At 70.1% G+C, this 26,132-nt stretch carries 26 protein-coding genes; 8 read left to right on the top strand and 18 right to left on the bottom strand.

Features of this window, described 5'->3' with window-relative positions:
• Positions 1-5 precede the first annotated feature (5 nt).
• Genes whiA through uvrC form a run of 4 tightly spaced genes read right to left on the bottom strand, consistent with a single transcriptional unit; the run spans position 6 to position 4,940 of the window.
• Positions 6-983 (bottom strand): DNA-binding protein WhiA, encoded by a 978-nt coding sequence (gene whiA / locus ABGB19_RS19535; RefSeq protein WP_347687821.1) that lies wholly within the window; start codon positions 981-983, stop codon positions 6-8.
• Positions 980-1,993, bottom strand: a complete 1,014-nt coding sequence (gene yvcK / locus ABGB19_RS19530; RefSeq protein ID WP_347687641.1) for a uridine diphosphate-N-acetylglucosamine-binding protein YvcK — start codon at positions 1,991-1,993, stop codon at positions 980-982. Before yvcK ends, whiA begins: the two co-directional genes overlap by 4 nt.
• Entirely contained in the window at positions 1,990-2,931 is a 942-nt protein-coding gene (rapZ, locus tag ABGB19_RS19525; protein ID WP_347687640.1) for an RNase adapter RapZ, read from the bottom strand. The genes yvcK and rapZ overlap by 4 nt, the downstream gene beginning before the upstream one ends.
• Positions 2,928-4,940: an excinuclease ABC subunit UvrC gene (gene uvrC, locus ABGB19_RS19520; protein WP_347687639.1), complete on the bottom strand. Its 2,013-nt coding sequence runs from the start codon at positions 4,938-4,940 to the stop codon at positions 2,928-2,930. The genes rapZ and uvrC overlap by 4 nt, the downstream gene beginning before the upstream one ends.
• 54 nt (positions 4,941-4,994) lie before the next feature.
• Here uvrC and ABGB19_RS19515 point away from each other — a divergent pair, with 54 nt between their 5' ends.
• Positions 4,995-6,902, top strand: a complete 1,908-nt coding sequence (locus ABGB19_RS19515) for a gamma-glutamyltransferase family protein (protein WP_347687638.1) — start codon at positions 4,995-4,997, stop codon at positions 6,900-6,902.
• A complete protein-coding gene (locus tag ABGB19_RS19510) occupies positions 6,899-7,366 on the top strand; it encodes a GNAT family N-acetyltransferase (RefSeq protein ID WP_347687637.1) in 468 nt (155 codons plus the stop codon). The genes ABGB19_RS19515 and ABGB19_RS19510 overlap by 4 nt, the downstream gene beginning before the upstream one ends.
• On the opposite strand, the gene ABGB19_RS19505 is transcribed toward ABGB19_RS19510, so the two are convergent.
• The 5 genes from ABGB19_RS19505 to ABGB19_RS19485 form a co-directional block, all read right to left on the bottom strand.
• Complete coding sequence (locus ABGB19_RS19505) at positions 7,353-7,802, bottom strand: PH domain-containing protein (protein WP_347687820.1); 450 nt, start codon at positions 7,800-7,802, stop codon at positions 7,353-7,355. The two genes, ABGB19_RS19510 and ABGB19_RS19505, sit on opposite strands and share 14 nt — an antisense overlap.
• A 62-nt stretch (positions 7,803-7,864) precedes the next feature.
• Entirely contained in the window at positions 7,865-8,344 is a 480-nt protein-coding gene (gene ribH, locus ABGB19_RS19500) for a 6,7-dimethyl-8-ribityllumazine synthase (RefSeq protein ID WP_347687636.1), read from the bottom strand.
• On the bottom strand, positions 8,341-9,678 hold the full coding sequence (locus ABGB19_RS19495; RefSeq protein WP_347687635.1) for a bifunctional 3,4-dihydroxy-2-butanone-4-phosphate synthase/GTP cyclohydrolase II: 1,338 nt from the start codon (positions 9,676-9,678) through the stop codon (positions 8,341-8,343). Before ABGB19_RS19495 ends, ribH begins: the two co-directional genes overlap by 4 nt.
• A gap of 71 nt (positions 9,679-9,749) precedes the next feature.
• Positions 9,750-10,358 (bottom strand): riboflavin synthase, encoded by a 609-nt coding sequence (locus ABGB19_RS19490; protein ID WP_347687634.1) that lies wholly within the window; start codon positions 10,356-10,358, stop codon positions 9,750-9,752.
• Between the two features lie 9 nt (positions 10,359-10,367).
• The gene (locus tag ABGB19_RS19485) at positions 10,368-10,544 is read right to left on the bottom strand and encodes a hypothetical protein (protein ID WP_347687633.1); all 177 of its coding nucleotides are present in this window, start codon (positions 10,542-10,544) and stop codon (positions 10,368-10,370) included.
• A gap of 144 nt (positions 10,545-10,688) precedes the next feature.
• Between ABGB19_RS19485 and ABGB19_RS19480 the strand changes: the two genes are divergently transcribed.
• Both ABGB19_RS19480 and ABGB19_RS19475 read left to right on the top strand, forming a co-directional pair.
• Complete coding sequence (locus ABGB19_RS19480; protein WP_347687632.1) at positions 10,689-11,387, top strand: LppX_LprAFG lipoprotein; 699 nt, start codon at positions 10,689-10,691, stop codon at positions 11,385-11,387.
• The gene (locus ABGB19_RS19475) at positions 11,387-13,006 is read left to right on the top strand and encodes an MFS transporter (RefSeq protein ID WP_347687631.1); all 1,620 of its coding nucleotides are present in this window, start codon (positions 11,387-11,389) and stop codon (positions 13,004-13,006) included. The genes ABGB19_RS19480 and ABGB19_RS19475 overlap by 1 nt, the downstream gene beginning before the upstream one ends.
• A gap of 7 nt (positions 13,007-13,013) precedes the next feature.
• On the opposite strand, the gene ABGB19_RS19470 is transcribed toward ABGB19_RS19475, so the two are convergent.
• Entirely contained in the window at positions 13,014-13,166 is a 153-nt protein-coding gene (locus tag ABGB19_RS19470) for a hypothetical protein (protein ID WP_347687630.1), read from the bottom strand.
• A 171-nt stretch (positions 13,167-13,337) separates the two neighbouring features.
• Here ABGB19_RS19470 and ABGB19_RS19465 point away from each other — a divergent pair, with 171 nt between their 5' ends.
• The 3 genes from ABGB19_RS19465 to ABGB19_RS19455 are packed head-to-tail and all read left to right on the top strand — an operon-like array spanning position 13,338 to position 15,987.
• Entirely contained in the window at positions 13,338-13,892 is a 555-nt protein-coding gene (locus tag ABGB19_RS19465) for a type 1 glutamine amidotransferase domain-containing protein (protein ID WP_347687629.1), read from the top strand.
• A 46-nt stretch (positions 13,893-13,938) separates the two neighbouring features.
• Positions 13,939-14,988 (top strand): ABC transporter permease, encoded by a 1,050-nt coding sequence (locus ABGB19_RS19460; RefSeq protein ID WP_347687628.1) that lies wholly within the window; start codon positions 13,939-13,941, stop codon positions 14,986-14,988.
• 3 nt (positions 14,989-14,991) lie between these two features.
• On the top strand, positions 14,992-15,987 hold the full coding sequence (locus ABGB19_RS19455; RefSeq protein ID WP_347687627.1) for an ATP-binding cassette domain-containing protein: 996 nt from the start codon (positions 14,992-14,994) through the stop codon (positions 15,985-15,987).
• Here ABGB19_RS19455 and ribD read toward each other — a convergent pair.
• The 8 genes from ribD to ABGB19_RS19415 are packed head-to-tail and all read right to left on the bottom strand — an operon-like array spanning position 15,984 to position 25,135.
• Positions 15,984-16,985: a bifunctional diaminohydroxyphosphoribosylaminopyrimidine deaminase/5-amino-6-(5-phosphoribosylamino)uracil reductase RibD gene (gene ribD / locus ABGB19_RS19450; protein ID WP_347687626.1), complete on the bottom strand. Its 1,002-nt coding sequence runs from the start codon at positions 16,983-16,985 to the stop codon at positions 15,984-15,986. The two genes, ABGB19_RS19455 and ribD, sit on opposite strands and share 4 nt — an antisense overlap.
• Positions 16,982-17,659: a ribulose-phosphate 3-epimerase gene (gene rpe / locus ABGB19_RS19445; RefSeq protein WP_347687625.1), complete on the bottom strand. Its 678-nt coding sequence runs from the start codon at positions 17,657-17,659 to the stop codon at positions 16,982-16,984. The genes ribD and rpe overlap by 4 nt, the downstream gene beginning before the upstream one ends.
• Positions 17,660-17,664: 5 nt before the next feature.
• On the bottom strand, positions 17,665-19,038 hold the full coding sequence (locus ABGB19_RS19440; RefSeq protein WP_347687624.1) for a transcription antitermination factor NusB: 1,374 nt from the start codon (positions 19,036-19,038) through the stop codon (positions 17,665-17,667).
• Positions 19,035-19,964, bottom strand: a complete 930-nt coding sequence (gene fmt, locus ABGB19_RS19435; protein ID WP_347687623.1) for a methionyl-tRNA formyltransferase — start codon at positions 19,962-19,964, stop codon at positions 19,035-19,037. Before fmt ends, ABGB19_RS19440 begins: the two co-directional genes overlap by 4 nt.
• Before the next feature lie 44 nt (positions 19,965-20,008).
• Positions 20,009-20,545 (bottom strand): LemA family protein, encoded by a 537-nt coding sequence (locus ABGB19_RS19430; RefSeq protein ID WP_347687622.1) that lies wholly within the window; start codon positions 20,543-20,545, stop codon positions 20,009-20,011.
• Positions 20,539-22,350 carry a DUF2207 domain-containing protein gene (locus ABGB19_RS19425; protein ID WP_347687621.1) on the bottom strand — a complete coding sequence of 604 codons (1,812 nt, stop codon included), beginning with the start codon at positions 22,348-22,350 and terminating at the stop codon, positions 20,539-20,541. The genes ABGB19_RS19430 and ABGB19_RS19425 overlap by 7 nt, the downstream gene beginning before the upstream one ends.
• Positions 22,351-22,387: 37 nt before the next feature.
• Positions 22,388-24,334 carry a primosomal protein N' gene (locus ABGB19_RS19420; protein ID WP_347687819.1) on the bottom strand — a complete coding sequence of 649 codons (1,947 nt, stop codon included), beginning with the start codon at positions 24,332-24,334 and terminating at the stop codon, positions 22,388-22,390.
• 54 nt (positions 24,335-24,388) lie between these two features.
• Positions 24,389-25,135, bottom strand: coding sequence for a lysoplasmalogenase (locus ABGB19_RS19415; RefSeq protein WP_347687818.1), 747 nt, complete (start codon positions 25,133-25,135; stop codon positions 24,389-24,391).
• Here ABGB19_RS19415 and ABGB19_RS19410 point away from each other — a divergent pair.
• Entirely contained in the window at positions 25,134-26,090 is a 957-nt protein-coding gene (locus tag ABGB19_RS19410; protein ID WP_347687620.1) for an alpha/beta hydrolase, read from the top strand. The two genes, ABGB19_RS19415 and ABGB19_RS19410, sit on opposite strands and share 2 nt — an antisense overlap.
• Positions 26,091-26,132 lie beyond the last annotated feature (42 nt).

Below are 26,132 nucleotides of genomic sequence, written 5' to 3'. Positions count from 1 at the left end.
GAAGATCAGGCGTCTTCGAGGAGGTCCGGCGTCACGGCCGACTCGGTGTCGGGGATGCCGTCCTGCTTGGCCTTGCGGTCGGCCATCGACAACAAGCGCCGGATACGTCCTGCCACAGCATCTTTGGTCATCGGCGGATCAGCGAGACGGCCCAATTCCTCCAGCGACGCCTGCCGGTGCTCGACGCGCAGCTTGCCGGCGGCCGCCAAGTGGTCGGGCACCGTGTCGCCGAGGATCTGCAGCGCCCTCTCCACCCGCGCCGCCGCGGCGACGGCCGCCCGCGCGGAGCGCCGCAGGTTCGCGTCGTCGAAGTTCGCCAACCGGTTCGCGGTAGCCCGCACCTCGCGGCGCATCCGGCGCTCTTCCCACGTCAGCCGGGTGTCCTGCGCGCCCATCCGGGTCAGCAACGCGCCGATCGCCTCGCCGTCGCGCACCACCACGCGGTCGGCGCCGCGCACCTCTCTGGCCTTCGCGCTGACGCCCAGCCTGCGTGCCGCACCCACCAGCGCCAGCGCGGCCTCCGGGCCGGGGCAGCTGACCTCGAGCGCCGACGAGCGGCCCGGTTCGGTGAGCGATCCGTGCGCCAGAAACGCTCCCCGCCAGGCGGCTTCGGCGTCGGCGACATTGCCGCCGACCACCTGTGCGGGCAGCCCGCGCACCGGACGGCCCCGCAGGTCAAGCAAACCCGTCTGCCGGGCGAGCGCCTCACCGTCCTTGGCCACCCTCACGACGTACCGGGTGCTCTTGCGGATTCCGCTGGCCGACAGCACGTGCACGACGGCGTTGTAGCCGTAGAGGTCGTAGATGTCCTTGCGCAGCCGCCTGGCGATGATGCCCAGGTCGACCTCCGCCTCGACGACCACTCGCCCGGACACGATGTGCAGCCCGCCGGCGAAGCGGAGCAGCGAGGCCACTTCGGCGCGGCGCGCACTGACCGAATTGACGACCAGCCGGCTCAACTCGTCTTTGACCTCGGCTGTCATCGCCACGGGTCGTCACCTCTCGGTCCATTCATCGTCGGCGTCGGCACGGTCGACGCCGGCGGCGCCGCGCCACGCAGGCGTACTCCGTCCAGCGCCGCCGCCAACCTCGCCGGGTCATGTAAAGGTGTACCAGGTCTGGACACGTCAGCAAACTCAACTCGGGCACCCAAAATCGTCGCGGTGCGCCGCAATTGATCGCGTTCGCGCTCGCCGGGCACCCGGCTCGCGTCGACGATGATGTCGTGCACGGTGAACCCGGGTGCGTGCTGCGACAACACGTGGATGTGCCGCTCCACGGAGAAGCCCGCCGTCTCCCCCGGCTCGGCCACCAGGTTGAGCACAAGCGCCCGACGCGCCGTGGTCGCCTGCAGCGCCGCCGCCAGGTCGGGCACCAGCACGTGGGGGATGACGCTGGTGAACCACGAACCCGGTCCCAGCACCACCAGGTCGGCGGCCATGATCGCGTCGACGGCCTGCCGCGTCGCCGGCGGATCCCCCGGCAGCAGCCGCACCCGACGGACCTTGCCGACGGTGGTGGCGATCGCCACCTGCCCGCGGATCACCCGGCTCATTCGCGGATCGGCCTCCAGGCCGGCCACATCGGCCTCGATGCTCAGGCCCATGGGGCACATCGGCAACACCCGGCCCTTGACGCCGAGGATGCGGCCCAACTCGTCCAGCGCGGCGACGGGATCGGCGAGCACCTCGGACAGGCCCGCCAGCATCAGGTTGCCGATCGGGTGCCCGGCGAGCGCACCGCTGCCCCCGAAGCGGTGCTGGATGATCGTCGCCCAGAGTCGCCCATGCGGACTGTCGGATGCCAACGCCGCCAAGGCCATTCGCAGGTCGCCCGGCGGCACCACGTCCAGTTCGCTGCGCAGCCGCCCCGACGAGCCGCCGTCGTCGGCGACCGTGACGATGGCGGTGACGTGTGGGGTGAGCCTGCGGGCGGCCGACAGCGTGGCATAGAGTCCGTGCCCTCCCCCGAGGGCGACGATCCGCGGGCTCATTCGCGACCCAGATCCCGGTGCAGCACCCGCACCGTGAGGTTCTCACCCGCCTGCAGACGACCCGCCAGAGCCTCGGCGATGGCCACACTGCGATGCTTGCCGCCGGTGCATCCGATGGCGACGGTCATATAGCGCTTCCCCTCGCGACGGTATCCGTCGATGACGACATCGAGCAGCCGATGATAGGTGTCCAGAAACTCCCCCGCACCCGTCTGGCCGAGGACGTAGTCCCGCACCGCGGGATGCTGCCCGGTATGGGGCCGCAGATCGTCCACCCAGTGCGGGTTCGGCAGGAACCGGACATCCATCACCGTATCGGCGTCCATCGGCAGCCCGTACTTGTACCCGAACGATTCCACCGTGACGTTCGTGTGCGCAACGGTTTCGCCCCCGAAGGCGCGCTCGATGCTCTCCCGCAGCGCGGGCACCGACAGCGTCGACGTGTCGATCACCAGGTCGGCCGACGCTCGCACCGGCGCCAGCAGGGCCCGCTCGGCCGCGATGCCCTCGGCCAGGGTCTGGTTGCCCTGCAGGGGGTGGCTGCGACGGTTCTGCTCGTAACGGCGGACCAGGATGTCGTCCGAAGCCTCCAGGAACAGCACGCGCGGCGCGATGTTGCGGGTGGCCAGGTCCTTGCGCACCCAGTCCAGGTCCCCGCTGAACCCGCGGGAGCGCACATCCATCACCACGGCCAGCTGAGTGATGCGCGAGCCCGCCGCCAGCCCCAGTTCCACCATCCGCGCGATCAGCTCCGGCGGCAGATTGTCGGCCACATACCAGCCCAGATCCTCGAGCACCTTGGCCGCGGTACCCCGGCCCGCCCCTGACAGCCCGGTGACCAGGACCACGTCGATATCTGATTCGCCCGCTCCGCCGACGGGTGCCGGATCGGTACTCGCCTCGTCGCGCAGTTCGTCGTGCATTCCCCGGTCAGTCATCCCGATACCTTGCTCCGATCATCGCCGATTACGTCGCCGGGCGCGCCGGAATCGGGGGCGACGCCGAGCGCCTCGAGCACCGCACGTGCCGTCGCCACACCGATACCCGGTACGGCGGTGATCTCCTCGACGGTCGCCTCCTTCAATCGGGCCACCGATCCGAAGTGGGTCACCAACGCCTTGCGACGGTGCTCGCCGAGCCCGCGCACCGAGTCCAACGCCGAGGCCGTCATGCGCTTGGACCGCTTGCTGCGGTGGTAGGTGATCGCGAACCGGTGCGCTTCGTCGCGCACCCGCTGCAACAGGTACAGACCCTCGCTGTTGCGGGGCATGATCAACGGGTCGGGTTCCCCGGGCACCCACACCTCTTCCAGCCGCTTGGCGAGCCCGATCACCGCGACGTCGCTGACGCCGAGATCGTCGAGGACCGCCTGCGCGGCATTGACCTGCGGCGCTCCGCCGTCGACGACGAACAGGTTCGGCGGGTAGGCGAATTTTCGCGGCTTCCCCCCCGGAGCCGCGCCAGCGGCTCCATCATCTTGCGCCGCAGGTCCTTTGAAATCCTCCGTGTCGTGCAGGTGGCGGTAGAACCGGCGTCGGGTCACCTCGGCGATCGAGGCCACGTCGTCGGAGCGGCCGCCGCCCGCGGCGGCCCTGATCGCGTAGTGCCGGTAGTCCGATTTACGGGGCAGCCCGTCCTCGAACACCACCAGCGACGCCACCACATCGGTGCCCTGGACATGGCTGATGTCCACGCACTCGATGCGCAGTGGCGCGTCGGCCAACCCCAGCGCATCCTGAATGCTCTGCAGCGCAGCAGTTCTCGCGGTGAAGTCGCCGGCCCGCTTGAGCTTGTGCTGCGCCAGTGCGTCCTGCGCGTTGCGGCGGACGGTTTCTGCCAGTGCGCGCTTGTCCCCGCGCTGCGGCACCCGCAGTGCGACCCGTGAACCCCGCAACTGCGTCAACCACGCCGCCAACTCGTCGGAGTTGCCGGGCAGACACGGGGCCAGCACCTGTCGCGGCACCGGGTTCGACGACTCGTCGGCCGCGCCGTCCAGTTCGGCCTGCTCACCGTAGAACTGGGTGAGGAACTGTTCGACGAGGTGTTCCTGGCTGGATTCCCCTGGCTCTCCGGACTTCTCGACGATCCACCCGCGCTGGCCGCGGACCCGGCCGCCGCGAACGTGGAAGACCTGCACAGCGGCCTCCAACTCGTCGTCGGCGAAGGCCACCACGTCGGCGTCGGTGCCGTCGCCGAACACGACGGCCTGCTTCTCCAGCGCGCGCTTGAGCGCGCCGATGTTGTCGCGCAGCCTGGCGGCCCGCTCGAAGTCCAGTTGCTGGGCGGCCTCGTTCATCTGCAGTTCCATGTCGCGGACCAGCCGGTCGGTCTTGCCCGCCAGGAAGTCGCAGAAGCCCAGGACGATCCGGCGGTGCTCATCGGCGCTCACGCGGTCGACGCACGGCGCCGAGCACTTGTCGATGTAACCCAGCAGGCACGGTCGGTCGATCTGTTTGTGCCGCTTGAAAACTCCCGCCGAACAGGTCCGCGACGGGAAAACTCGGGTCAGCAGGTCGAGCGTCTCGCGAATGGCCCATGCGTGCGAATAGGGACCGAAGTACCGCACGCCCTTGCGCCGTGCCCCGCGGTACACCATCAACCGCGGGTACTCCTCGTTCAAGGTGACCGCGAGCACCGGGTACGACTTGTCGTCGCGGTAGCGGATGTTGAACCGCGGGTCGAACTCCTTGATCCAGTTGTATTCCAGCTGCAGCGCCTCGACCTCGGTGTTGACCACCGTCCACTCGACGCTGCCTGCGGCCATCACCATCTGCCGCGTCCGCGGCGCCAGGCCGCCGATGTCGGCGAAGTAGGAGTTGAGCCGGCTGCGCAGGCTCTTGGCCTTGCCCACGTAGATCACGCGGCCGTGCGGGTCTCGGAACCGGTACACCCCCGGCTCGACGGGAATCGACCCGGGTGCAGGCCGGTACGTCGAGGGATCGGGCACGGATTCCAGGTTACTGCCGCCGGCAGACGTTCCCGATCCACTACCGTCGGGGTGATGCGGATTCCCTCGCTGATCACGGTGATGGCGCCGCTCACCGGGATCACGGTGGTGCTGGCCGGGTGCGCCGCCGATGAGGGCGCCGAGCCCCGGGCGGCAGGTCCGTGCGCGATCGTCGAGAACGGCACCCCGACCGACCCGGAAGTCGCCACGAGCTACCGCACGGACATGACGCCGGTGCGCACCGACAGCTACTCGGTGGTCACGGCCAGCCCGCTGGCCACCCGGGCCGCCTGTGAGGTGCTGCGCGACGGCGGCACGGCGGCCGATGCGCTCGTCACCGCCCAGGCCGTGCTGGGCCTGGTGGAGCCCCAGTCGTCCGGCATCGGTGGCGGTGGCTTCCTGCTGTACTTCGACGCGGCGTCCGGCGCGGTACAGGCCTACGACGGTCGCGAGACCGCACCCGCGGCCGCCACGGAGAACTACCTGCGCTGGGTCTCCGACACCGACCGCACCGAACCTCGGCCCGACGCCCGCGCCTCCGGTCGCTCGATCGGTGTGCCCGGCATCGTGCGGATGTTGGCCGAAGCGCATGCCGAGCACGGCAAGACCGGATGGCGTGAGCTGTTCGACCCTGCCGTTGCGATGGCCGACGACGGCTTTGAGATCGGCCCGCGGCTGGCAGCGGCGATCGCCGACGCTGCGCCCGAACTGAAGGTCGATCCTCAGGCCGCCGAGTACTTCCTGGAACCCGACGGCGCCGCGAAGACCGAGGGCACCCGGCTGACCAACCCGGCGTACTCAAAGACGTTGGGCGTCATCGCGACTGACCCGCAGGCGTTCTACACCGGTGCCGTCGCGCAGGACATCGTCGCGGCCGTGGCCGATACGTCGGGCGGGCGCACCCCCGGCCTGATGACGGCACAGGACCTGGCCGGCTACACCGTGAAGATGCGCGAGCCCCTGTGCACCCCGTACCGGGGCCGAGAGATCTGCGGTATGCCACCGCCCTCGTCGGGGGGCATCGCGGTGGCCGCGACACTCGGCATCCTCGAACGCTTCCCGATGGCCGAGCACACGCCCACCGACATGGACCGCAACGGGGGGCGACCCACGGTGATGGGGGTGCACCTCGTCGCCGAGGCCGAGCGACTGGCCTACGCCGACCGCGACAAGTACGTCGCCGACACCGATTTCGTCCCGTTGCCGGGAGGCAGCCCCGATACCCTGCTCGGCAGCGACTACCTCGCCGGCCGCGCCGCGCTGATCTCCGAACAGCGCAGCATGGGCGAAGCGGAGGCGGGCGAGTTCGGCCCGCCGACCGCCCCGGTGCCGCCGCCACCGGAACACGGCACCAGCCAGATCAGCATCGTCGACGCCCAGGGCAACGCGGCGGCGCTGACGACCACGGTGGAGTCGGCCTTCGGTTCGTTCCACATGGTCGACGGGTTCATCCTCAACAACCAGTTGACCGACTTCTCCGCCGAGCCCGCAGGCTCGGACGGCGCGCCCATCCCCAACCGCATCCAGCCGGGCAAGCGGCCGCGCAGTTCGATGGCGCCGACGCTGATCTTCGGGCAGGGCCGGCCGGGTCAGCGCGGCGAGCTGTCCGCGGTGCTCGGGTCGCCGGGCGGATCGGTGATCATCCAGTTCGTCGCGAAGACCATTGTGGGCATGCTGGATTGGGGTATGGACCCCCAGCAGGCGGTGTCGATGGTCGACTTCGGCGCAGCGAACAGCCCGAAGACCAACGTCGGTGGCGAGCACCCCAACGTCGACACCTCGGGCCCACCCGGTTCGGCTGGCGATCACGACCCGCTCGTGCAGGGGCTGCGCGAACTCGGCCACCAGGTCGACCTCGCCGACCAGTCGAGCGGCCTGTCGGTCGTCGTGCGCGACCGCACCGGTCTCATCGGCGGTGCGGATCCGCGCCGGGAGGGACTGGTCATGGGCGACACCCGGTGAGCACGCGGGTCGCCCGTCTGACCGAATCGGACTGGCGGATGTTCGCGCGGATGCGGTTGCGGGCCTTGACCGAATCGCTCGGGGAGAACGACCCGAACTACCGGGCGGAATCGACGTTCACCGCGGCCCAGTGGCGCCGCAGGCTGCGCGAACACGCCCAGTTCGCAGCGCTCGTCGAAGAGCGGCCCGTCGGCCTCATCGCCGCCCAGCAGCAGGATTCCGGAAGCGCGTACCTCTACTCGCTGTGGCTGCACCCGTCGGCGCGGGGTCGTGGCCTGGCGCGGCGGTTGGTCGCGGCGAGCCTGGACTGGGCCCGCGGCTGCGGGGTGCACACCGTTCGATTGCGGGTCGCCGCCGACAACACGGCGGCCAGGGGCGTCTACGAAAGCCTGGGATTCCGCGTCGCCCCGGACGAAACACCCGACGGGCGAAGCGAGGTCGCGATGACGATCAGTGTGAGCTGATGTTCTTGTACCGCTCCAGCAGCGCGCGGACGCTGTCCATCGCCTCGACGGCGCGGTGCTTGTCGACCGCCTGGATCGCCATGACGGGGATGTACTCGTCGTCGGGCAGGTCGACGCGCGCCCATCGCGCACCGCGCGGAAACGACACGTCGACCACGTCCGCCCACGGGATCAGCCGGTAGCCGAACAGGTTTCGTACCGAAACGCCCTGCGGGCCGATCCGCAGCCGGGGCCGGGCGAACATCACCACCAGCCCCGCGATGACCACCCCGAGAAGCGCGATCGCCACCTGGTCGGCGGTCCGGAAGATGACCCCGGTCGACGCGATCTTCAGCAGCGCGCCCACCGTCACATGCGCCGCGAGGATCAACGCGGCGGCGCCGTAGGCGAAGTACGGCGTCAGATGCGGCCGGATCTCGACGTCCCAGTGGCCGATGCCTCGACCGCCCGCTCGCTCCGGTCCTCGCTCGTTCCTCACTCGCGGTCGTCTTCGGGCGCTCATGACGATGCGCGGAGGTCCCGCAGGGTCAACGCCGTGGACAGCGCGGCCGCGGCCGCCTGTGCGCCCTTGTCCTCGGCGGAGGTGGGCAGCCCGGCGCGGTTCAGCGCCTGTTCTTCGGTGTCGGTGGTCAGCACACCGTTGGCGACGGGCGTCGACGCGTCGAGCGACACCCGGGTCAGGCCCTGCGTCACCGCATCGCAGACGTAGTCGAAGTGCGGTGTCTCACCGCGGATCACCACACCCAGCGCGACCACGGCGTCGTGTTGGGCCGCGAGTGCCTGCGCCACCACGGGTATCTCGATCGCACCGAGGACCCGCACCACGGTGGGGTCGTCGACGCCCGCGGCCACTGCGACCTTGCGGGCGCCGTCGAGCAGCGCGTCGCAGATGGTTTCGTGCCATGTGCTGGCCACGATGGCCAGCCGTAGTCCCGATCCATCGATGTTCGGCAGATCGGGTACACCCGTACCGCTCACAGGGCTCCGCCGAGATCGCGTTCGGTGGACCGCCGGTCGCCGAGCAGGTAGACGCCCTCCTCGTAGTCGGCCATGGTGGTGGCCTCGTGGTAGTCGTCCAGACCGCTCAAGTCGTGACCCATCCGGTCCCGCTTGGTCATCAGGTAGCGGATGTTCTCCTTGTTCGCGCGCACCGGCAGCGGCACCCGTTCGATGATGTGCAGCCCGTAACCGTCCAGGCCGACCCGCTTGGCCGGGTTGTTGGTCAGCAACCGCATCGACCGCACACCCAGATCGACGAGAATCTGTGCGCCGATGCCGTAGTCACGGGCGTCGGCGGGCAGTCCCAGCTTGAGGTTGGCGTCGACGGTGTCGTCGCCGGCGTCCTGCAGCTGGTACGCCTGCAGTTTGTGCATCAGACCGATGCCGCGGCCCTCGTGGCCGCGCATGTAGAGCACGATGCCGCGGCCCTCGCGGGCCACCATCGCCATCGCGGCGTCGAGTTGCGGCCCACAGTCGCAGCGCTTGGAGCCGAACACGTCACCGGTGAGGCACTCCGAGTGCACGCGCACCAGCACGTCGTGACCGTCGGCGCCGGGGCCCGCGCCCGTATTGACGATGTCTCCCTTGACCAGCGCGACGTGCTCGACGTCGTCGTAGATGCTGGTGTAGCCGACGGCGCGGAACTCGCCGTGGCGGGTCGGGATGCGAGCCTCGGCGATGCGCTCGATGTGCTTTTCGTGCTTGCGCCGCCACTCGATGAGGTCGGCGATCGAGATCAGCGCCAGGTCGTGCTCGTCGGCGAAGATACGCAGCTCATCGGTCTGCGCCATCGCCCCTTCGTCCTTCTGGCTGACGATCTCGCAGATCGCGCCCGCGGGCTGCAGGCCGGCGAGGCGGGCGAGGTCGACGGCGGCCTCGGTGTGCCCGGGGCGGCGCAGCACGCCACCGTCCTTGGCGCGCAGTGGAACGACGTGGCCGGGCTTGGTGAAATCGTCGACGACGCTCGACGGATCGGCGAGCAGGCGCATCGTCGTCGCCCGGTCGGCCGCCGAGATCCCGGTTCCCACACCGACTTTGGCGTCGACGGTCACGGTGTAGGCGGTGCCGTGCTTGTCCTGGTTGACCGCGTACATGGGCAGCAGGCCCAGCTTGTCGCAGATCGCTCCGTCCAGCGGCACACACAGGTAGCCCGAGGTGTAGCGGACCATGAACGCGACGAGTTCCGGAGTGGCCTTTTCGGCGGCGAAGATCAGATCGCCTTCGTTCTCCCGATCCTCGTCATCGACGACGACTACGGCCTTTCCCGCGGCGATATCGGCAACCGCCCGCTCGATCGAGTCCAGCCTCGTCACCACATCAGTATGAACCACCAGGGTCGAGAACTTATTGCCGCTCCCATGAGCTGGGACGATACGACTTTCGGCTACCGCCCGTCGGCCTCTCCGGCGCTCAGCAGCCGCTCAACATACTTGGCGATGATGTCGACTTCGAGGTTGACGGGTGTGCCGACGTGGGCGCGACCGAGCGTGGTGAGGTCGAGCGTCGTCGGGATCAACGACACCTCGAACCAGTCGTGGCCGATCGCGGAAACGGTCAGCGACACCCCCTCCACGGTGATCGAGCCCTTCTCAACCACATACCGCGACAACGCGGTCGGCAGCGCGATGCGCACGACCTCCCAGTGCTCCGCCGGCGTGCGCGCGATCACGTGCCCGGTGCCGTCGACGTGGCCCTGCACAATGTGCCCACCGAGCCTGCTGTTCACCGCGGCCGCACGCTCCAGGTTCACCCTGCCGCCCACGCCGACGCCCCGCAGGCTGGACCTGTTCAGCGTCTCGCCCATGACGTCGGCGGTGAACGCCCCGTCGGGCCGCACCTCGACGACGGTCAGGCACACCCCATTGACCGCGATCGAGTCGCCGTGGCGAGCGTCCGAGGTCACCACCGGTCCGCGGATGGCCAGCCGTGCGGAGTCCCCGAGGTCCTCCTTGCCGACGACCTCGCCAACTTCTTCGACGATTCCGGTGAACACGCCGCAAGACTATCCAGACAGCCGCTTCTCGCCGAAGAACGTGGCCACGGGGTTGCCGTTGAAGTTCGGCACGGGCCGGTAGCCCTCGCGGAGAGATAGAGGCCCTGCGCGTGCGGCTGGCGAGGGCCGGTGTCCAGCGAGCATGTCCGGGCTGTTGAGGTCGAGTACCTCGTACAGCTCGCGCATTCGTCGACCTTCGCCGCGACCAGCGCAGTACCGGCGCCGTCATCGGCCGGCATCCGCTGAAAGTCCAGCTCACCAGCCACGTTTCCACTCTTACCCGGCTACCGTGCCCGGCGTCCACGCACGTACACCCTCTACGATGCACTCATGCAGACGCGCCTCATGGCCATCTTCGCCGCCCTCGTCACCGCCATCGCCCTCCTCGCGGGGTGCTCATCGTCGTCGGAGGACTCCGGGAAGGACCTCCCGGACGCCGCGACGCTGCTGCAGCAGTCCAGCGAAACCACCAAGGGCCAGACGAGCGTGCACCTGCTGCTGACGGTGCAGGGCCAGATCGAAGAGTTGCCGATCGAATCACTCGAGGGCGATCTGACCAACGCACCCGCTGTCGCCGCCCAGGGGAAGGCCAACATCGTGTTTCTCGGCCAGCGGCTCGAGGCGGTGAATTTCGTCGTTATCGACGGCATATTGTACGGCGCGATCAGTGCGGGCAGTTTTCAAGATTTCGGCCCGGCCGCTGACATCTATGACGCGTCGGCGATCCTCAACCCCAACACCGGATTGGCAAATTTGCTGGCCAATTTCACCGACCCCAGGGCCGATGGCCGGGAAACCATCAACGGGGTTGACACAGTCCGGGTAACAGGCAATGTCAGCGCCGATGCGGTGAACAAGATCGCTCCGCAGATTGGTGCCACCGGCCCGGTACCCGGTACCGCCTGGGTCGCCGAGAACGGCAATCACGAGCTGATGCAGGCCAAGCTGCAGCCCTCCGAAAACACCAGCGTGACAATGACGATGTCGGACTGGGGTAAGCCGGTGTCGGTCACCAAGCCCGCCGTCTGATGACGGAGGCGCAGCGAGCGACCCACCCGGCAGCCGCGCAGGCGGCGACATCGAACCGCCGGATCGCGATCAGCGCGGGCAGCCTCGCGGTGCTGCTCGGCGCGCTGGACACCTATGTCGTGGTCGCGATCATCCGCGACATCATCCTCGACATCGGGATTGCCATAAACCAGCTCCAGCGGGTCACGCCGATCATCACCTGGTACCTCCTCGGCTACATCGCCGCGATGCCGCTGCTCGGCCGCGCCTCCGACCGGTTCGGCCGCAAGTTCATCCTGCAGCTGAGCCTGGCCGGGTTCGCGGCGGGCTCGGTCGTCACCGCGCTGTCCAACGACCTGATCCCCATGGTCGTCGGCCGCACGATTCAGGGCGTGGCCAGCGGCGCCCTGCTGCCGGTCACGCTGGCGCTTGCCGCCGACCTGTGGGCAAGTCGCAACCGCGCCTCCGTCCTCGGCGGCATCGGTGCCGCGCAGGAACTCGGCAGCGTGCTGGGCCCGCTGTACGGCATCGCCGTGGTCGCGGCGCTGAACACCTGGCGCGACGTGTTCTGGATCAACGTGCCGCTGGCGGCAGTCGCGATGGTGCTGATCCACTTCAGCCTGCCGTCGCGGCTCAAGCCGGATCAGCCGGAAAAGGTCGACGTGGTGGGCGGCGTGCTGCTGGCCATCGCGCTCGGCCTCGCGGTCATCGGTCTGTACAACCCCGCCCCCGACGGAAAAACGATCCTGCCGAGCTACGGGCTGCCGATGCTCATCGGCGCAGCGGTCGCCCTGGTGGCGTTCTTCGTCTGGGAACGCTTCGCGAAAACGCGGCTCATCGAACCGGCCGGAGTGCACTTCCGGCCGTTCCTGGCCGCCCTGGGCGCATCTCTGTGCGCCGGCGCTGCGCTCATGGTGACGCTCGTCAACGTCGAACTCTTCGGCCAGGGGGTGCTCGGCAAGGGCCAGACCGAAGCGGTGCTCCTGCTGCTGCGCTTCCTGATCGCACTGCCGATCGGCGCGGTGATTGGCGGCTGGCTCGCCAGCCGCATCGGCGACCGCATCGTGGCGTTCGCCGGCCTGATGATCGCCGCGGGCGGGTACTGGCTGATCTCCAAGTGGCCGGTCGACCTGCTCTCGGCGCACCATGACCTCGGGTTCGTCACCTTGCCGATGCTCGACACCGACCTGGCGATCGCCGGTATCGGCCTCGGGCTGGTCATCGGGCCGCTGACGTCGGCAACGCTGCGCGTGGTGCCCGCCGCCCAGCACGGCATCGCGTCCGCCGCGGTGGTGGTCGCGCGCATGATCGGCATGTTGATCGGCCTGGCGGCGCTCACCGCTTGGGGGCTGTACCGGCTCAACCAGCACCTGCAGACCCTGCCGTTCCCTCCCGGCGCCGACACTCTGGCCGAGCGGCTGGCCGCCGAGGCTGACCGGTACCGCGCCGCCTACGTCCTGCAGTACGGCGACATCTTCCTGGTCACGGTCGTCGTGTGCGTCGTCGGCGCGCTGCTGGGCCTGCTGATCAGCGGACGCGACGAGCACGCCGACGAACCCGCGGCCGTGACCGAGGGCGACGCGTCCCCGGCGTCGGCGGTGCTCGAGCAGCAGCCCTCGGGCCGCCACCACCGCAGCTAGCGGGTCCTCAGCAGCGCTCGACGCCGCGGCGCAGCACCGTCGGCCGCGCGGGCGGCGCCGACTCCTCGGCAGCCGGCCGCCTGATCACCTCGCAGATCAGCGTCTTGAGCGTGCGGGGGTCGATCGGCCGATTGCTGAGCCAGTCCTGGACAGCAGTCATAAAACGTCCTTCGGTCGTGCTCTCAGCGCGCGAATCGTCGGTGAAAGCGCGAATTGCCTCGGGGCCGCAACGGCCCGTGCTCAATCGAGCTTACCGGCGTCAGCCTGCTGATTGGCTGCTCGCCGCGCCGGGTATTCGTGGCGTTGACGACAACTTCAACGGAGAGAATTCATGTCAAGTTCACTGGATGGCAAGAAGATTGCGTTTCTGGTTGCTCCCGAGGGCGTCGAACAGGTCGAGCTCACCGAACCGTGGAAGGCGGTGGAGCAGGCCGGCGGCACGCCCGAACTCGTGTCCACGGAGGTGGGCAAGATCCAGGCGTTCAACCATCTGAAACCGGCCGACACCTTCGAGGCCGAACAAGCCGCGGACTCGGTGTCGGCATCGGACTACGCCGGGCTCGTCCTGCCGGGCGGCGTCGCCAACCCCGACTTCCTGCGCACCAGTTCCTCGGCGGTCGCGTTCGTCAAGTCCTTCTTCGATGAGGGCAAGCCGGTCGCCGTCATCTGCCACGCGCCGTGGACATTGATCGAAGCCGACGTGGTGCGCGGCCGCACCATGACGTCGTGGCCGAGCGTCAAGACCGACCTGGTCAACGCGGGCGCGAATTGGGTCGATGACGAGGTCGTCGAATGCTCCCGCGGGACAAACACTTTGGTGTCCAGCCGCAAGCCCGACGACCTACCTGCCTTCTGCAACACACTGGTGAGTGCCTTCGCCAAGTAGCCGAAACCCGGCGCGCGAACGATCCCGGCTCGGTAACGTCGCAGGCATGCTCATCGCCGCGCTGCGCGACATGCAGTGGAGACGGCGGCGTTTCGCCATCGCGGTGCTCTCGACGGCGATCATCTTCGCGATGACGCTGGTGCTCACCGGTCTTGCCAACGGTTTTCGGGCCGAAGCCGTGCGCACCGTCGATGCGCTCGGCGTGGACCAGTTCCTCGTCAAGGCGGGCGCGTCCGGTCCGTTCGTCGGTGCGACACCGTTCGCGCCGGTGGAACTGCGCAGGGTGGCCACCTCGCCGGGGGTGCAGGCGGCCGCACCGCTGGCCTATGCCGGCGGCACCGCGACACTCGGCGACGCGACGCGCAACGTCGACATCTTCGGGGCACCCGAGCGCGGGCCCGGGATGCCCGCGGTCTCCGCCGGCCGCGCACCGGCCGCGCTCGACGAGGTCGCGGTGTCCAGCACCCTGGGCCGCAACCTCGGCGACGACGTCGAAATCGCGTCGCGCACCCTGAAGATCGTCGGCATCGTCGAGAATTCCACCGCGCTGGCCAACCTGCCCAACGTCTTCCTGACCACCCAGGGTGCGCAGCAGTTGGTGTACGGCGGCGAACCGCTGGTCGCGTCGATCGGGGTCCGGGGCGCGCTCGCGCAACCGCCGCCCGGGTACCGTGCGGTCGACCGGGCGGGTGCGGTGGAGGACCTGCTGCGGCCGCTGAAGGTGGCGGTGAACTCGATCACCATCGTCGCGATCCTGTTGTGGATCGTGGCGGTGCTGATCGTCGGGTCGGTGATCTACTTGTCGGCGCTCGACCGGTTGCGAGACTTCGCGGTGTTCAAGGCGATTGGCGTGCCGACGCGGTCGGTGATGGCCGGGCTCGCGTTGCAGGCGATCATCGTCGCGCTGTCCGCGGCCCTGGTGGGCGCGGGCCTGTCGACCGTGCTCGGCCCGATGTTCCCGATGCAGGTGATCGTGCCGACGCAGGCCTTCGTCGCCTTGCCGGTGATCGCCGTGGTGATCGGCTTGATCGCCAGTGCCGCCGGCCTGCGCCGCGCGGTGGCCGTCGACCCGGCGCTGGCGTTCGGAGGCCCGTGAGCCGTGGGTGATCTGTCGATCAAGGACCTGGTGGTCGAATACTCCGGCGGCGGCCATGCGGTGCGACCGATCGACGGCCTGAGCCTCGATGTGGCCGCCGGGTCGCTGGTGATCCTGATGGGCCCGAGCGGGTGCGGTAAGACGACGCTGTTGTCGTGCCTCGGCGGAATCCTGCGGCCCTCCGACGGGACGATCAGGTACGGCGACGTCGACGTGACGTCGTTGAACGCCAAAGAGCTTGCGGCATATCGTAGGAACTCCGTGGGCATCGTGTTCCAGGCGTTCAATCTCGTCCCCAGCCTGACCGCGGTGGAGAACGTGGTCGTCCCGCTGCGCGCCTCCGGGTTGTCGCGGCGCGCGTCGCGCAAGCGGGCCGAGCAGCTGCTGGCCCGCGTCGGGTTGGAGGACCGCCTGCACCACCGGCCCGGTGATCTCAGCGGCGGGCAGCAGCAGCGCGTCGCGGTCGCCCGCGCGATCGCGCTCGACCCACCGCTGATCCTCGCCGACGAGCCCACCGCGCACCTCGACTTCATCCAGGTCGAGGAGGTCCTCAAGTTGATCCGGGAACTCGCCTCCGGTGACCGGGTTGTCATCGTGGCGACCCATGACAGCCGGATCCTCCCGCTGGCCGATCGCGTCGTCGAAATGGTGCCGGAATTGGCCTCTGCCGACCGGCCGGCCGAGACGGTGGAACTGGCCGCGGGCGAAGTACTGTTCGAACAGGGCACGATGGGCGACCTGATCTACATCGTGTCCGCAGGCGAGGTCGAGATCCTGCGCGAACTGCCCGGCGGAGAAGAGGAGACGCTCAAGTTCGTCGGCGACGGCGACTACTTCGGTGAGATCGGCCCGCTGTTCCACCTGCCCCGCTCGGCCACGGCGCGGGCCCGCACGGACACCACGGTCGTCGGATACACCGTGCAGGCGTTCCGCGAACTGCTCGGCGTGAGCGGATCGCGCGACCTCATCGAACACCGACCGCTGTCCGACGACGACTAGTTGGGGACGAGGCTCAACAGCACGTCGGGCCCGATCGGTTCGATGCCGTCGAACCGCCAGCGCTGCGCGTGCGCGATGCTGAGCACACCGACGTCGTCCACGGCGGTGACCGGACCGCCCAGCAGGATCGGAGCGACGTAGGCCAGGATGCGGTCGATCACCCCGGCGCGCAGGAACGCGCCTGCCAGCGTGGGCCCACCTTCGAGCAGCACATCGGTGCGGTCCGACAGCGCCTTGGTCACTTCGTGCGGATCGTGGGTGCGGATCACCATGGTGCGCGAGTCGTCGTTGAGAACCCTTGCCTCCTGCGGGATTTCGCGTTCACCGACGACGACTCGCAGCGGCTGGCGGTCGGCCAGCGACCCGTCGGGCAGGCGCGCGGTCAGCACCGGGTCATCGACGAACACCGTGCCCGTGCCGACCACGATGGCGTCGGCGACGCCGCGCCTGCGATGGACGTCGGCGCGCGCGGACTCACTGGTGATCCACTGGCTGGTGCCGTCCGCGGCGGCGCTTCGGCCGTCCACGCTTGTCGCGAATTTCCATGTCACGTGCGGCATCCCGGTGCGCTGCTTGTGCAGCCACTCCCGCAGCGGCCCACCCGCCACGGCGTCGGCGAGCACGCCGGCGGTGACCCCCAGCCCCTCGTCGGCCAGCCGCGCCGCCCCGCCCGCCGCGACCGGGTTCGGGTCGGCGACCGCGTAGACCACTGCTGACAGCCCCGCCGCGACAAGTGCGTCGACGCACGGCGGTGTCCGGCCGTGATGGTTGCACGGCTCCAACGTGACGACGGCCGTTCCGCCCACGGCGCGCTCCCCCGCCCTGCGTAAGGCGAGCACCTCGGCGTGCGGTCCGCCCGGCGGCGCAGTGGCGCCGACGCCGGCGACATTGTTGTCGCTGTCCAGAATGACCGCGCCGACAGGCGGATTGGGATACGTGGTGCCCTTGACGCCTTCGGACTGTTGGATCGCCAGCCGCATCGCGGCTTCGATCGTCATAACCGCAGATGTTTGGACGCAGTCGCAGCCTGGCGGCGCAGCGACTGCACCGCGGCGGCCGGATCCTCCGCGCTGTAGACGGCCGATCCCGCGACGAAGCAGTCCACGCCCGCCTCCGCCGCCTGGGCGATGGTGTCTTCGTTGATGCCGCCGTCGATCTCGATCACGATCGTCAATTCGCCGGCGTCGACCAGGCGGCGGGCCGTACCGACCTTCGGCAGCACCTCGGGGATGAACTTCTGGCCGCCGAAACCGGGTTCCACCGACATGATCAGCAGCGTGTCGAACTCGCGCAGGATCTCCAGGTACGGCTCCAGCGGGGTGCCGGGCTTGACGGACAGCCCCGCCTTCGCGCCGGCGGCGCGGATGTCGCGGGCGACCGCGACGGGGTTGTCGGTGGCCTCGGCGTGGAAGGTGACGTTGTAGGCGCCTGCTTCGGCGTAGGGCGGCGCCCAGCGCCCCGGGTTGTCGATCATCAGATGGCAGTCCATCGGGATGTCGGACACCTCGAGCAGCGACTCGACGACGGGTTGACCGATGGTCAGGTTCGGCACGAAGTGGTTGTCCATCACGTCCACATGCAGCCAGTCCGCACCCTGCACGGCCTGGACTTCGTCCGCGAGCCGGGAGAAGTCGGCGGCCAGGATCGACGGCGCGATGAGGGGTCCAGCCATGGCGATCACCCTACTTTGAGGGCGGCCGCGAACATCGCATCGGTGCCGTGGCGGTGCGGCCACAACTGCACGTACGGCCCATCGCCGAGGTGCCCGACGGGGGCGAACAGCGGCCGGGTGTCCAGCGCGGTCACCGGGTGACGGCGCAGCGCGTCGGCGACGACGCCGACGGTCTCGGCGAGGTGAGGCGAGCAGGTGGCATACAGCGCGACCCCGCCGGGGCGGGTGAGCCGGATGGCGGAGGCGAGCAGTTCACGCTGCAGTTTGGCCAGTGGCGGCACGTCGGCAGGCCGGCGCCGCCAGCGGGCCTCGGGTCGGCGGCGCAGCGCGCCCAGCCCGGTACAGGGGGCGTCCACCAGCACCCGGTCGAACCCGGGAGCTACGCCCGGATCGCGGCCGTCCACCCGCAGCACGTCGACGGGCAGGCCGCGGGTGTTCTGCTCGACGAGGTCGGCGCGCGCCGGTGCGGGTTCGATCGCGGTGACCCGGGCCCCGTCGTTCGCGAGCGCGGCCAGCAGGGCGGTCTTGCCGCCGGGACCCGAACACAGGTCCAGCCACCGGCCGGTGTCGGTCCCGTCGACGTCGGCGAGGGTGAGCGCCCGCGCGACCAGCTGGCTGCCCTCGTCCTGCACCAGGGCCGCACCGTCGCGCACCGCCGCGAGCCGGCCGGGGTCGCCGCCGGAGAGGTAGACCGCGTACGGCGAATACCGCCCGACGGCGCCGTCGGCCTGCGCTGCGAGGTCCGCGGCGGTGAGCACACCGGGACGGGCCGCGAGGTGCACGACGGGACGCTCGTCGTCGCTGGCCAGCAGCGCATCCAGTTCACCGGCGTCGGCGCCGAGCGCATCGGTGAACGCCTGCGCGATCCACCGGGGGTGGGCGTGTACGAAGGCCGTGTGACCCACGGGATCGGTGGCGGCGTCGGGCGCCAGCTCGTGAATCCAGGCCTGCTCGTCTCGCCCGGCGATGGTGCGCAGCACCCCGTTGACGAATCCTGCTCGGGCGGAATCGAATTCGATGCCCGCCTGCTCGACCGTGGTGGACACGGCGGCGTGTTGTTCAACCCGGGTACGCAGCAGTTGGTAAGTGCCGAGTCGCAGCAGGTCCAGCAGGACCGGGTTGATGTTCTCGGGCGGACGGTCGGCGGCGCGACCGATGACGGCGTCGAGGAGTCCCCGGGTGCGGCAGGTGCCGTAGGTCAGTTCGGTGGCGAAGGCGGCGTCGCGGCCGGTGACGTCGCGGTCACGCAGGATCGCGGGCAGCGCCAGGTTGGCGTAGGCATCCTTCTCCGAGACGGCCCGCAGCACGTCGAACGCCGCGCGCCGCGCCGGGTCGAGGGGCTTGCGGCGCTGCGGACGTTTCTTGTGCGGCTTCGTCATTCGGCTCGCACCGACTCGTCGAGGCGCGCGCCGCGGGCCCAGTCGGCCGCGTTCATCGCCTTCTTCCCGGGTGGCTGGATGGTGCCCAGGAGCACCGGAGCGGACGCGGTGCCGACGCGTACGCCGTCGCGGCCGGCCCAGATCACGCCGGGCGCAAGGGTTTCTGCGTCGTCGTCGATGGTCACGGGCCCCAGTTTGAGGCGCAGGTCGCCGATCATCGTCCACGCGCCGGGGTTCGGCGTGACGGCGCGGATCCGCCGCTCGACCACGAGGGCGGGCAGGTCCCATCGCACCCGGGCTTCCTCGACGGTGATCTTCGGCGCGATCGTCACGCCGTCGGGCGCCTGCGGGACCGGGGTGAGGGTACCGTCGGCAATGCCGTCAAGCGTCGTTTCCAGCAGCGCCGCACCCGAAATCGAGAGTCGCTCCAGCAGATCTCCGGCCGTGTCGGTGGGCCGGACGGTCTCGGTGACCACGCCGTAGACCGGACCGGAGTCGAGCGCAGGCTCGATCAAGAAGGTGGTCGCCCCGGTGACGGTGTCGCCGGCGGCGACCGCGGCCTGCACCGGCGCGGCGCCCCGCCATGCGGGCAGGAGCGAGAAGTGCAGGTTCACCCAGCCGTGTTCTGGCACCGCCAGCAGGGGCTCGCGGAGCAGGGCGCCGTAGGCGACGACCGCGCAGCACTCCGGGGCCAACCCGGTCAGCTCGGCGACGAACTCGTCGGAGTTGGGCCGGTGTGGGCGCAGCACCGGGATGTCGTGCTCGAGCGCCAGCCGGGCGACCGGTGACGGCGCGGGCTTGCCGCGCCGGCCCGAGGCCGCGTCCGGACGGGTGAGCACGGCGATCACGTCGTGGCGCGGCGATTCGATGAACCGGCGCAGCGACGGCAGGGCGGGCTCGGGTGTCCCGGCGAAGACGATGCGCACCGCGCCAGTGTAGAGACGGCCCGCGGCACTTCCCGCAGCCGCGCTCAGCGCGGTGTCTGGTAGTACTCGCGCTCCGACACTCCGGTCAGCGGCGCGACGAACATCCACGGGATCGTGGTGATCAACCGGTTCAGGGTGGCCGCGGCGTCGTTGTAGTACTGCCGGGCGAACGCCAGCTTGTTCTCGGTGTCGGCGAGGTTGTCCTGCAGGTTGAGGAAGTTGTTCGACGAGTTCAGTTGCGGGTAGTTCTGGCCGAGCGCGAGCAGCGGAACCAACGCGCTGTCGAGATCCTTCTCGGCGGCGCTGCGCTGCGCCACCGACTTACCGGCAGTGGCCGACGTCAGCGCGGCCCGCGCATTGGTGACGTGATCGAGGATGCCCTTCTCATGGGCGGCGAAGGTCTGCACCGTGTGCACCAAGCTCGGGATCAGCGAGGCCCGACGGGTGAGCTCGACGTCGATGCCGGACAGCGCCTCGGCCACCCGCACGTCGGCGGCGCGAAGCTTGTTGTAGCCCAACACGAAGAGGACGAGTGCCAGCACCGCCAGCATCAGTGCGATGATCAGCAATGCCCTCACCATGAACCGCCTCCTCCCCCGCCGCCGCCGCCCCCACCACCGCCGCCGCCGCCACCGCCGGAGCTGCTGCCGCCGCTGGACGACGACTGCGACGCGGTGTAGGCGCCGATCGACGACGACAACGCCGACTCGAAGGAATCAAAACTCGCACCGCCGGAGCTCCCGATGAACCCGGGGCTGGTAGACGACGAATGGTACCAGTCAGGTTGCGGAGCAACAGATCCCGTCGCTGTCTCGTACTTCTTGGCCCACAGCGCCGCCGCGCCGGCCGCGACCGCGAACGGCACGTAGGCCGAGTAGAGGTCCTTGCGGGCGCCGAAGTCGAACCGCGCCTCGGCCGAGTCGGTGGTCAGCATGCGGTGGAAACCGCCGGCCCGCGACCACAGCTCGCGGCCCGCCTCTGTGCGCCTGCTGCCCACGCCGGCGGTCCACGACCCGATCGACATCAGGAAGAACGCCGCAAAAGGCAGCGCCCACAGCGTCATCGGGAACAGCCAGCCGAACACCGCGACCAGAAGGATCAGGAACGCGACCGCGTTGGCGGTGCGGACCCACAACTCGCTGCGGCGCTTGACCAGAAGCTTGTTGTCGAATGCCCATTTCTGGACGGCCTTGGTCATGTCGGTCTTGGCTTTGTCGAGCTTCTGCCCCGACTTGACCGTCTTCTTGGCCTCGAACTCCGTGCCGCGTCCCATAACCTTCAACGCCGACCCGACCGCCACGCTGACCGGATCGACGTCGGCCCACGCGCTCTTCTCCGCGACGCCGCGCACCCGCCAGTGCTCGTCGGACATCTGGCGCAATTCGACGAGGCCGCGCTCGGCGAGATAGAACAGGGTCGCGGTCAGGCCGTTCTTGGGAACCGCCTCGGTGCGGATGTATTCGGTCTGCACCGGTCCGAGTCCTGGCGGCGGCGCATACTGCAGCGGGAAGCCGGGCGAGGGTTCGACCGTGGTGCGGTACCACAGCAGGGCACCCACGCCGGACGCGACGGTCAACGCCACCACCCACAGCACACCGGTCACCGACTGGCCGAGGACGCGGTCCCACTTGTACGTCCACGGCAACTCGGTGCGCGGCGGTGTCGGCACGTCGACGTCGGCGCGCACCGTCACCGGCGTGCGGGGCGCGAGGTACTGGGCCGAGAACCGCACGGTGTCACCCGAGATCGTCAGGTCCCGGCACGGTGCGCCGACGCCGTAGCCGACCGAACACTGCGCCCGCGGCACCGCGCCCGGCAGGGTCACCGAGATGTCGGCACGCTGGATCCGGTTGTTCCACGCCGGTGCGATGACGTTCCAGAAGAAGACCGATCCGGCGGCGGCGGGCTCGCCGGTCGACGCGGCGAATCGGCGGTCGGCGCCGGTGGTCCCGGGGTCGAGGACACCGTCGATGGTGTAGCGGATCTCGAAGACGTGACTGCCCGGGCTCAGGTACTCGTCGGGGTCGCCGATCTTGGCGACCCGGAAGCGTTCACCGTTCTCCCACAGCATCTGGTAAGGCACCGAACCGTCGTCGAGGGTGATCGAGTCGATCTGCGGCTTCTGCCGGACGTGTGGGCTGTTCGGGTTGGCCACGTCCCAGTAGCGGAAGAGGCCGTGCCTGCCACCCGGGAAGTCCGCCGTGATGGTCTCCAACGCTTGGAGCCTGCCGTCGTCGTCGACGACGAAGTCCGCCTTGTAGTTGGTGATGACGACCGGATCGTCGGCCGCGGCGGACTGCGATCCGCCGCCGGTGAAGACCAGCGGCCACAGCACACCAAAAGCCAAGAACCCCAGGGTGATCAGCCACAGGATCAGCCGACGCATTACACCTCCACCTCCGGCTTGACGCCAGGTATCGGCATCACCCTATGTGCAACGGGTCGATTTGGACGCGAACCGGCTGCTGATCGTGGCGCGCGCTGTGCACCGCGGTGGCCCGACGCAGCGCCGCGGCCAGTGCCAGCCCGGTGTCGCGCGGTACCCGCACCAGCATGCGGATCACCGCGCTGTCAGCCGCGACGCCTGGCGGGCGGCGCACCCCGACCGGCAGGTCCACCGGCCCGAGCCGCTCCGCGTTGTCCGGCAGTTCGGCGTGGTCCAGCAGAGCGTGCACCGCCTCCGATGCGCCGTCCACGGCGGCCATGTGAGTGGTCGGCGGCAAGCCGACCTCGCCACGGGCGTTGAGTTCGGCGTCGGCGTGGCCGACGGGGTCCCAGCGGATCAGTGCCTGCACGGTGGGGATCGCCGACTCGGCGACGACGGCGACGACCCCGCCGTCGGACCGGCTGCGCACCCGCGCAGCGGCGGCCATCCACCGGCGCAGCGTGTCCTCGGCGGCGCGCAGGTCCTGGCGCCCCAGCAGCGCCCAGCCGTCCAGCAGCAGCGCCGCGCCGTAGCCGCCGGCGGCGACGGGTTCGGCACCCGGCGTCGCGACGACCAGCGCCGGGTGGGCGACCACGTCGCTCACCACCGCGTCGCCGCCGGAGGTGATGACCGTCGTGCCGGCAAACGCGCGGCCGAGTTCCTCGGCGGTGCGGCGGGCGCCGACGACCACCGCGCGCACCGCGTCCGACCCGCACCGGACGCAGCGCAGCGCGGTATCGGCGCGGCCACACCACCGGCACGCCGCTCCCACGGCGTCGCGGTCGGGCAGCGACAACGGACCGGTGCAGTGCCGGCAGCGGGCGATTGTCCGGCACCGCCCGCAGGCCAGCGCGGGGACATACCCGCGCCGGGGTACCTGGACGAGCACCGGTGAGCCGGCCTCCAACGCCTTGCGCGCGGCCTGCAGGGCCATCGACGGCAGCCGTGCGGTGTGCGCGGCGGGGTCGCGTTCCTGGGTGTAGCCGCTGTCATCGACGGCGATGACGCGCGGCGAGGCGGCGCGCACCGCCTGGCGCGGCGCCACCAGGTCGTGCGCCCACCGGCTGCGCACCAGTGCCTGCGCTTCGGCGGTGCGGGCGAAACCCCCGATGAGCGCCGCACAGCGCAGTTGGTGGGCGCGCAGCATCGCGACCTCGCGCGCGTGCGGATACGGCGCGCGGGGCTCGGCGAGCGTGTCGTCGCCGTCGTCCCACACCATCACCAAGCCGAGGTCGGCCACCGGTGCGAACACCGCGCTGCGCGTGCCGATCACCAGACGCGCGGTACCGCGCAGCGCCGACAGCCAACGCCGGTAACGCTGCGCCGGTCCCAGCCCCGCCGACAGCGCCACCACCCGTGACTCGTCGGTGAGCCGGACGGCCGCCGCATGCACGGCGTCGATGTCGCGCTGATCCGGCACGATGACCAGCGCGCCGCGACCGGAGCCGACGGTGACGGCGGCGGCCTCGGCCAGCCGGTCGGCCCAGCGCTCACCGGGCAGCGCCTGCCACACCGCGCGGGCGGCACGACCGTCGACTAGCGCCGACACGAACTGCTCGCCGCGGCCGTAGACCGTCCACGCCGCCGTGTCCACCGGCGCGGGCTCCAGCGGCGCGGCCTCGGGCGGCTGCTGCTTCTCGACGTTCGCATGCCGCGGCGGGATGGCCAGGCGAAGCACGTCGGCGCGGGTGCCCGCGTACCGTGCCGCCACCGCGTCGGTCAGCCTGCGGATCTCCGGTGTGAGCACCGGCTCGGCGGACACCACCCGGTCGAGCCAGCCGAGCTTGCCGACATGGTCTGTGTCCGAACGTCTTTCAAGGACAAACGCATCGACCAGCCGGCCGTGGAAGCGCACCCGCACCCGCACGCCGGGCTGCGCGTCGTCGGACTGCTCGGCCGACACCAGGTAGTCGAATTCACGGTCGAGGTGCGGCACCGTCAGCATCGGCAGGACGCGCGCGATGGGCTCGTGCTCGGCCGGAAGCTGGGCGGTCTTCACCTACGAAGTGGTAGCAGACCGCGTGGACAGCGGGGACGGCACTGCGGTCCGGCCGAAGAAGATTCCCGCGGTGATGGCCAGCAGCGACGTCGCGTACGCCCACCAGATCGGCACGGCCAGCGCCTCTGCGTTCGTTGGCGCCAGGACGAATTTGCCGATGCCGATCATCGCATCCGACACCGCGAAACACACCGCGCCCACCGCGGTCCACGGGGTCGGCAGCCGCGCCAGCAGCGCGGTGCAGACCATCGCGCCGAGCACCGCGATGTACAGCGTGACGGGCACCGCCATGCCCTCGGCCAGCAGCCGCGGCCAGAACCAGACCAGCAGCGCGAGGCAGGCCAGCACGGTGACCGCGCAGGCCACCAGCCGGGGCGCCGACCGGGCGGCCAGCGGCAGCAGCGCGGCCAGAAAACACAGATGCGCGACGAGGAACGCCGCCAGGCCGAGCACGAACGACGGCTTCCACCACGGCATCGCCAGCAGGAAATCCCCCGCCGCCGAGAACACCAGCGCGCCGACCAGCCAGCGGCGCTCCCGAGCGAAGGGGTGCGTCAACGCGGCAAGCGCGAGCAGCACCGCCGCGGCGGCCTTGGCCGCGGGTTGGAGGGTGAACTGGCCGGTCAGGTCGGCGCCCGCGGGCAGCCGCAGCGCCGTGACGAGGAGAAAGACGCCGTAGCAGGCGCCGACGGCCGCGGCCGCCACCCACAGAAGCCTGGTTCGCGGGTGAACGTACGGTGTCCTCATGTCCGTGGAGAAGCCGGCCAGCCCGGAACCCATAGACGCCATTCTGCAGAAGGTACTGGAGGTCGTGCCGTTCGAGTTGACAACCGACGGAGGTGTAGAGGCCTCGCGGCAGCGGTTCCGCGAATTGCCCCGCAAACCGGTGCATCCGGAGGTCGTGGCCGACGATCGCACGATCGACGGCCCGGACGGTCCGATCCCGGTTCGGGTGTACCGGCCGCCGAGCCGGCATGAGGGGCGCCTACCGGTGGTGGTGTTCATCCACGGCGGCGGATGGTCCGTCGGCGACCTCGACACCTACGACGGCGAGGCCCGCAACCACGCGGTCGGCGCCGATGCGGTGGTGGTGTCCGTGGACTACCGACTGGCACCCGAGCATCCCTATCCCGCCGCGGTGGACGACGTCTGGGCGGCGACGCAGTGGGTCGCCGCGCACGCCGACGAATTGCAGGTCGACGCCGACCGGTTGGCCGTCGCGGGCGACTCGGCGGGCGGTAACCTGGCCGCGGTGGTGGCGCAGCTGGCGCGCGACGCGGGCCGACCGCCGATCCGCTTCCAGCTGTTGTGGTACCCCGCGACGACGTGGGACACCTCGCTGCCGTCGTTCGCCGAGAACGCGCAGGCGCCGGTTCTCAACCTCGGTGCGATCGCGGGGTTCTCCCGCTGGTACATCGGCGATCGCGACACCTCCGATCTGCCGCCGACGCTCGCACCGGCACGGGCGACGGACTTGACCGGACTGCCGCCCGCCTACATCGCCGTCGCGGGCCACGACCCGTTGCGCGACGACGGCCGCCGGTACGCCGAATTGCTAACGGCCGCAGGCGTTCCTGCTGAGCTCCACAATGCCGAGACGCTGATCCACGGCTATCTCGGGTACGCGGGGGTGGTGCCCGCGGCGACGGAAGCGGCGGAGCGGGGTCTGACGGCCCTCCACACCGCATTGCACGCCGCGTGAGGTCCCGGAGATTTGCGTCAGACGGCTCACGCCCGCCGGGCG

It is taken from the genome of Mycobacterium sp. B14F4, from assembly GCF_039871645.1.
In the GTDB taxonomy this organism is placed as follows: domain Bacteria; phylum Actinomycetota; class Actinomycetes; order Mycobacteriales; family Mycobacteriaceae; genus Mycobacterium.
The sequence above is the reverse complement of the archived record's forward strand: the minus strand, read 5'-3'. Positions and strand labels throughout refer to the sequence as shown.

Bases quoted from the DNA above. Each gene is read 5' to 3' on its own strand.
- whiA (WP_347687821.1), bottom strand. From the start codon at position 983: ATGACAGCCGAGGTCAAAGACGAGTTGAGCCGGCTGGTCGTCAATTCG.
- rpe (WP_347687625.1), bottom strand. From the start codon at position 17,659: ATGGCTGGACCCCTCATCGCGCCGTCGATCCTGGCCGCCGACTTCTCC.
- ABGB19_RS19470 (WP_347687630.1), bottom strand. From the start codon at position 13,166: ATGACTGCTGTCCAGGACTGGCTCAGCAATCGGCCGATCGACCCCCGC.
- ABGB19_RS19430 (WP_347687622.1), bottom strand. From the start codon at position 20,545: ATGGTGAGGGCATTGCTGATCATCGCACTGATGCTGGCGGTGCTGGCA.
- ABGB19_RS19475 (WP_347687631.1), top strand. From the start codon at position 11,387: ATGACGGAGGCGCAGCGAGCGACCCACCCGGCAGCCGCGCAGGCGGCG.
- ABGB19_RS19460 (WP_347687628.1), top strand. From the start codon at position 13,939: ATGCTCATCGCCGCGCTGCGCGACATGCAGTGGAGACGGCGGCGTTTC.
- ABGB19_RS19465 (WP_347687629.1), top strand. From the start codon at position 13,338: ATGTCAAGTTCACTGGATGGCAAGAAGATTGCGTTTCTGGTTGCTCCC.
- ABGB19_RS19425 (WP_347687621.1), bottom strand. From the start codon at position 22,350: ATGCGTCGGCTGATCCTGTGGCTGATCACCCTGGGGTTCTTGGCTTTT.
- ABGB19_RS19410 (WP_347687620.1), top strand. From the start codon at position 25,134: ATGTCCGTGGAGAAGCCGGCCAGCCCGGAACCCATAGACGCCATTCTG.
- yvcK (WP_347687641.1), bottom strand. From the start codon at position 1,993: ATGAGCCCGCGGATCGTCGCCCTCGGGGGAGGGCACGGACTCTATGCC.
- ABGB19_RS19485 (WP_347687633.1), bottom strand. From the start codon at position 10,544: ATGCGCGAGCTGTACGAGGTACTCGACCTCAACAGCCCGGACATGCTC.
- ABGB19_RS19480 (WP_347687632.1), top strand. From the start codon at position 10,689: ATGCAGACGCGCCTCATGGCCATCTTCGCCGCCCTCGTCACCGCCATC.
- ABGB19_RS19515 (WP_347687638.1), top strand. From the start codon at position 4,995: ATGCGGATTCCCTCGCTGATCACGGTGATGGCGCCGCTCACCGGGATC.
- ABGB19_RS19420 (WP_347687819.1), bottom strand. From the start codon at position 24,334: ATGCTGACGGTGCCGCACCTCGACCGTGAATTCGACTACCTGGTGTCG.
- ribD (WP_347687626.1), bottom strand. From the start codon at position 16,985: ATGACGATCGAAGCCGCGATGCGGCTGGCGATCCAACAGTCCGAAGGC.
- ABGB19_RS19440 (WP_347687624.1), bottom strand. From the start codon at position 19,038: ATGACGAAGCCGCACAAGAAACGTCCGCAGCGCCGCAAGCCCCTCGAC.
- ABGB19_RS19415 (WP_347687818.1), bottom strand. From the start codon at position 25,135: ATGAGGACACCGTACGTTCACCCGCGAACCAGGCTTCTGTGGGTGGCG.
- rapZ (WP_347687640.1), bottom strand. From the start codon at position 2,931: ATGACTGACCGGGGAATGCACGACGAACTGCGCGACGAGGCGAGTACC.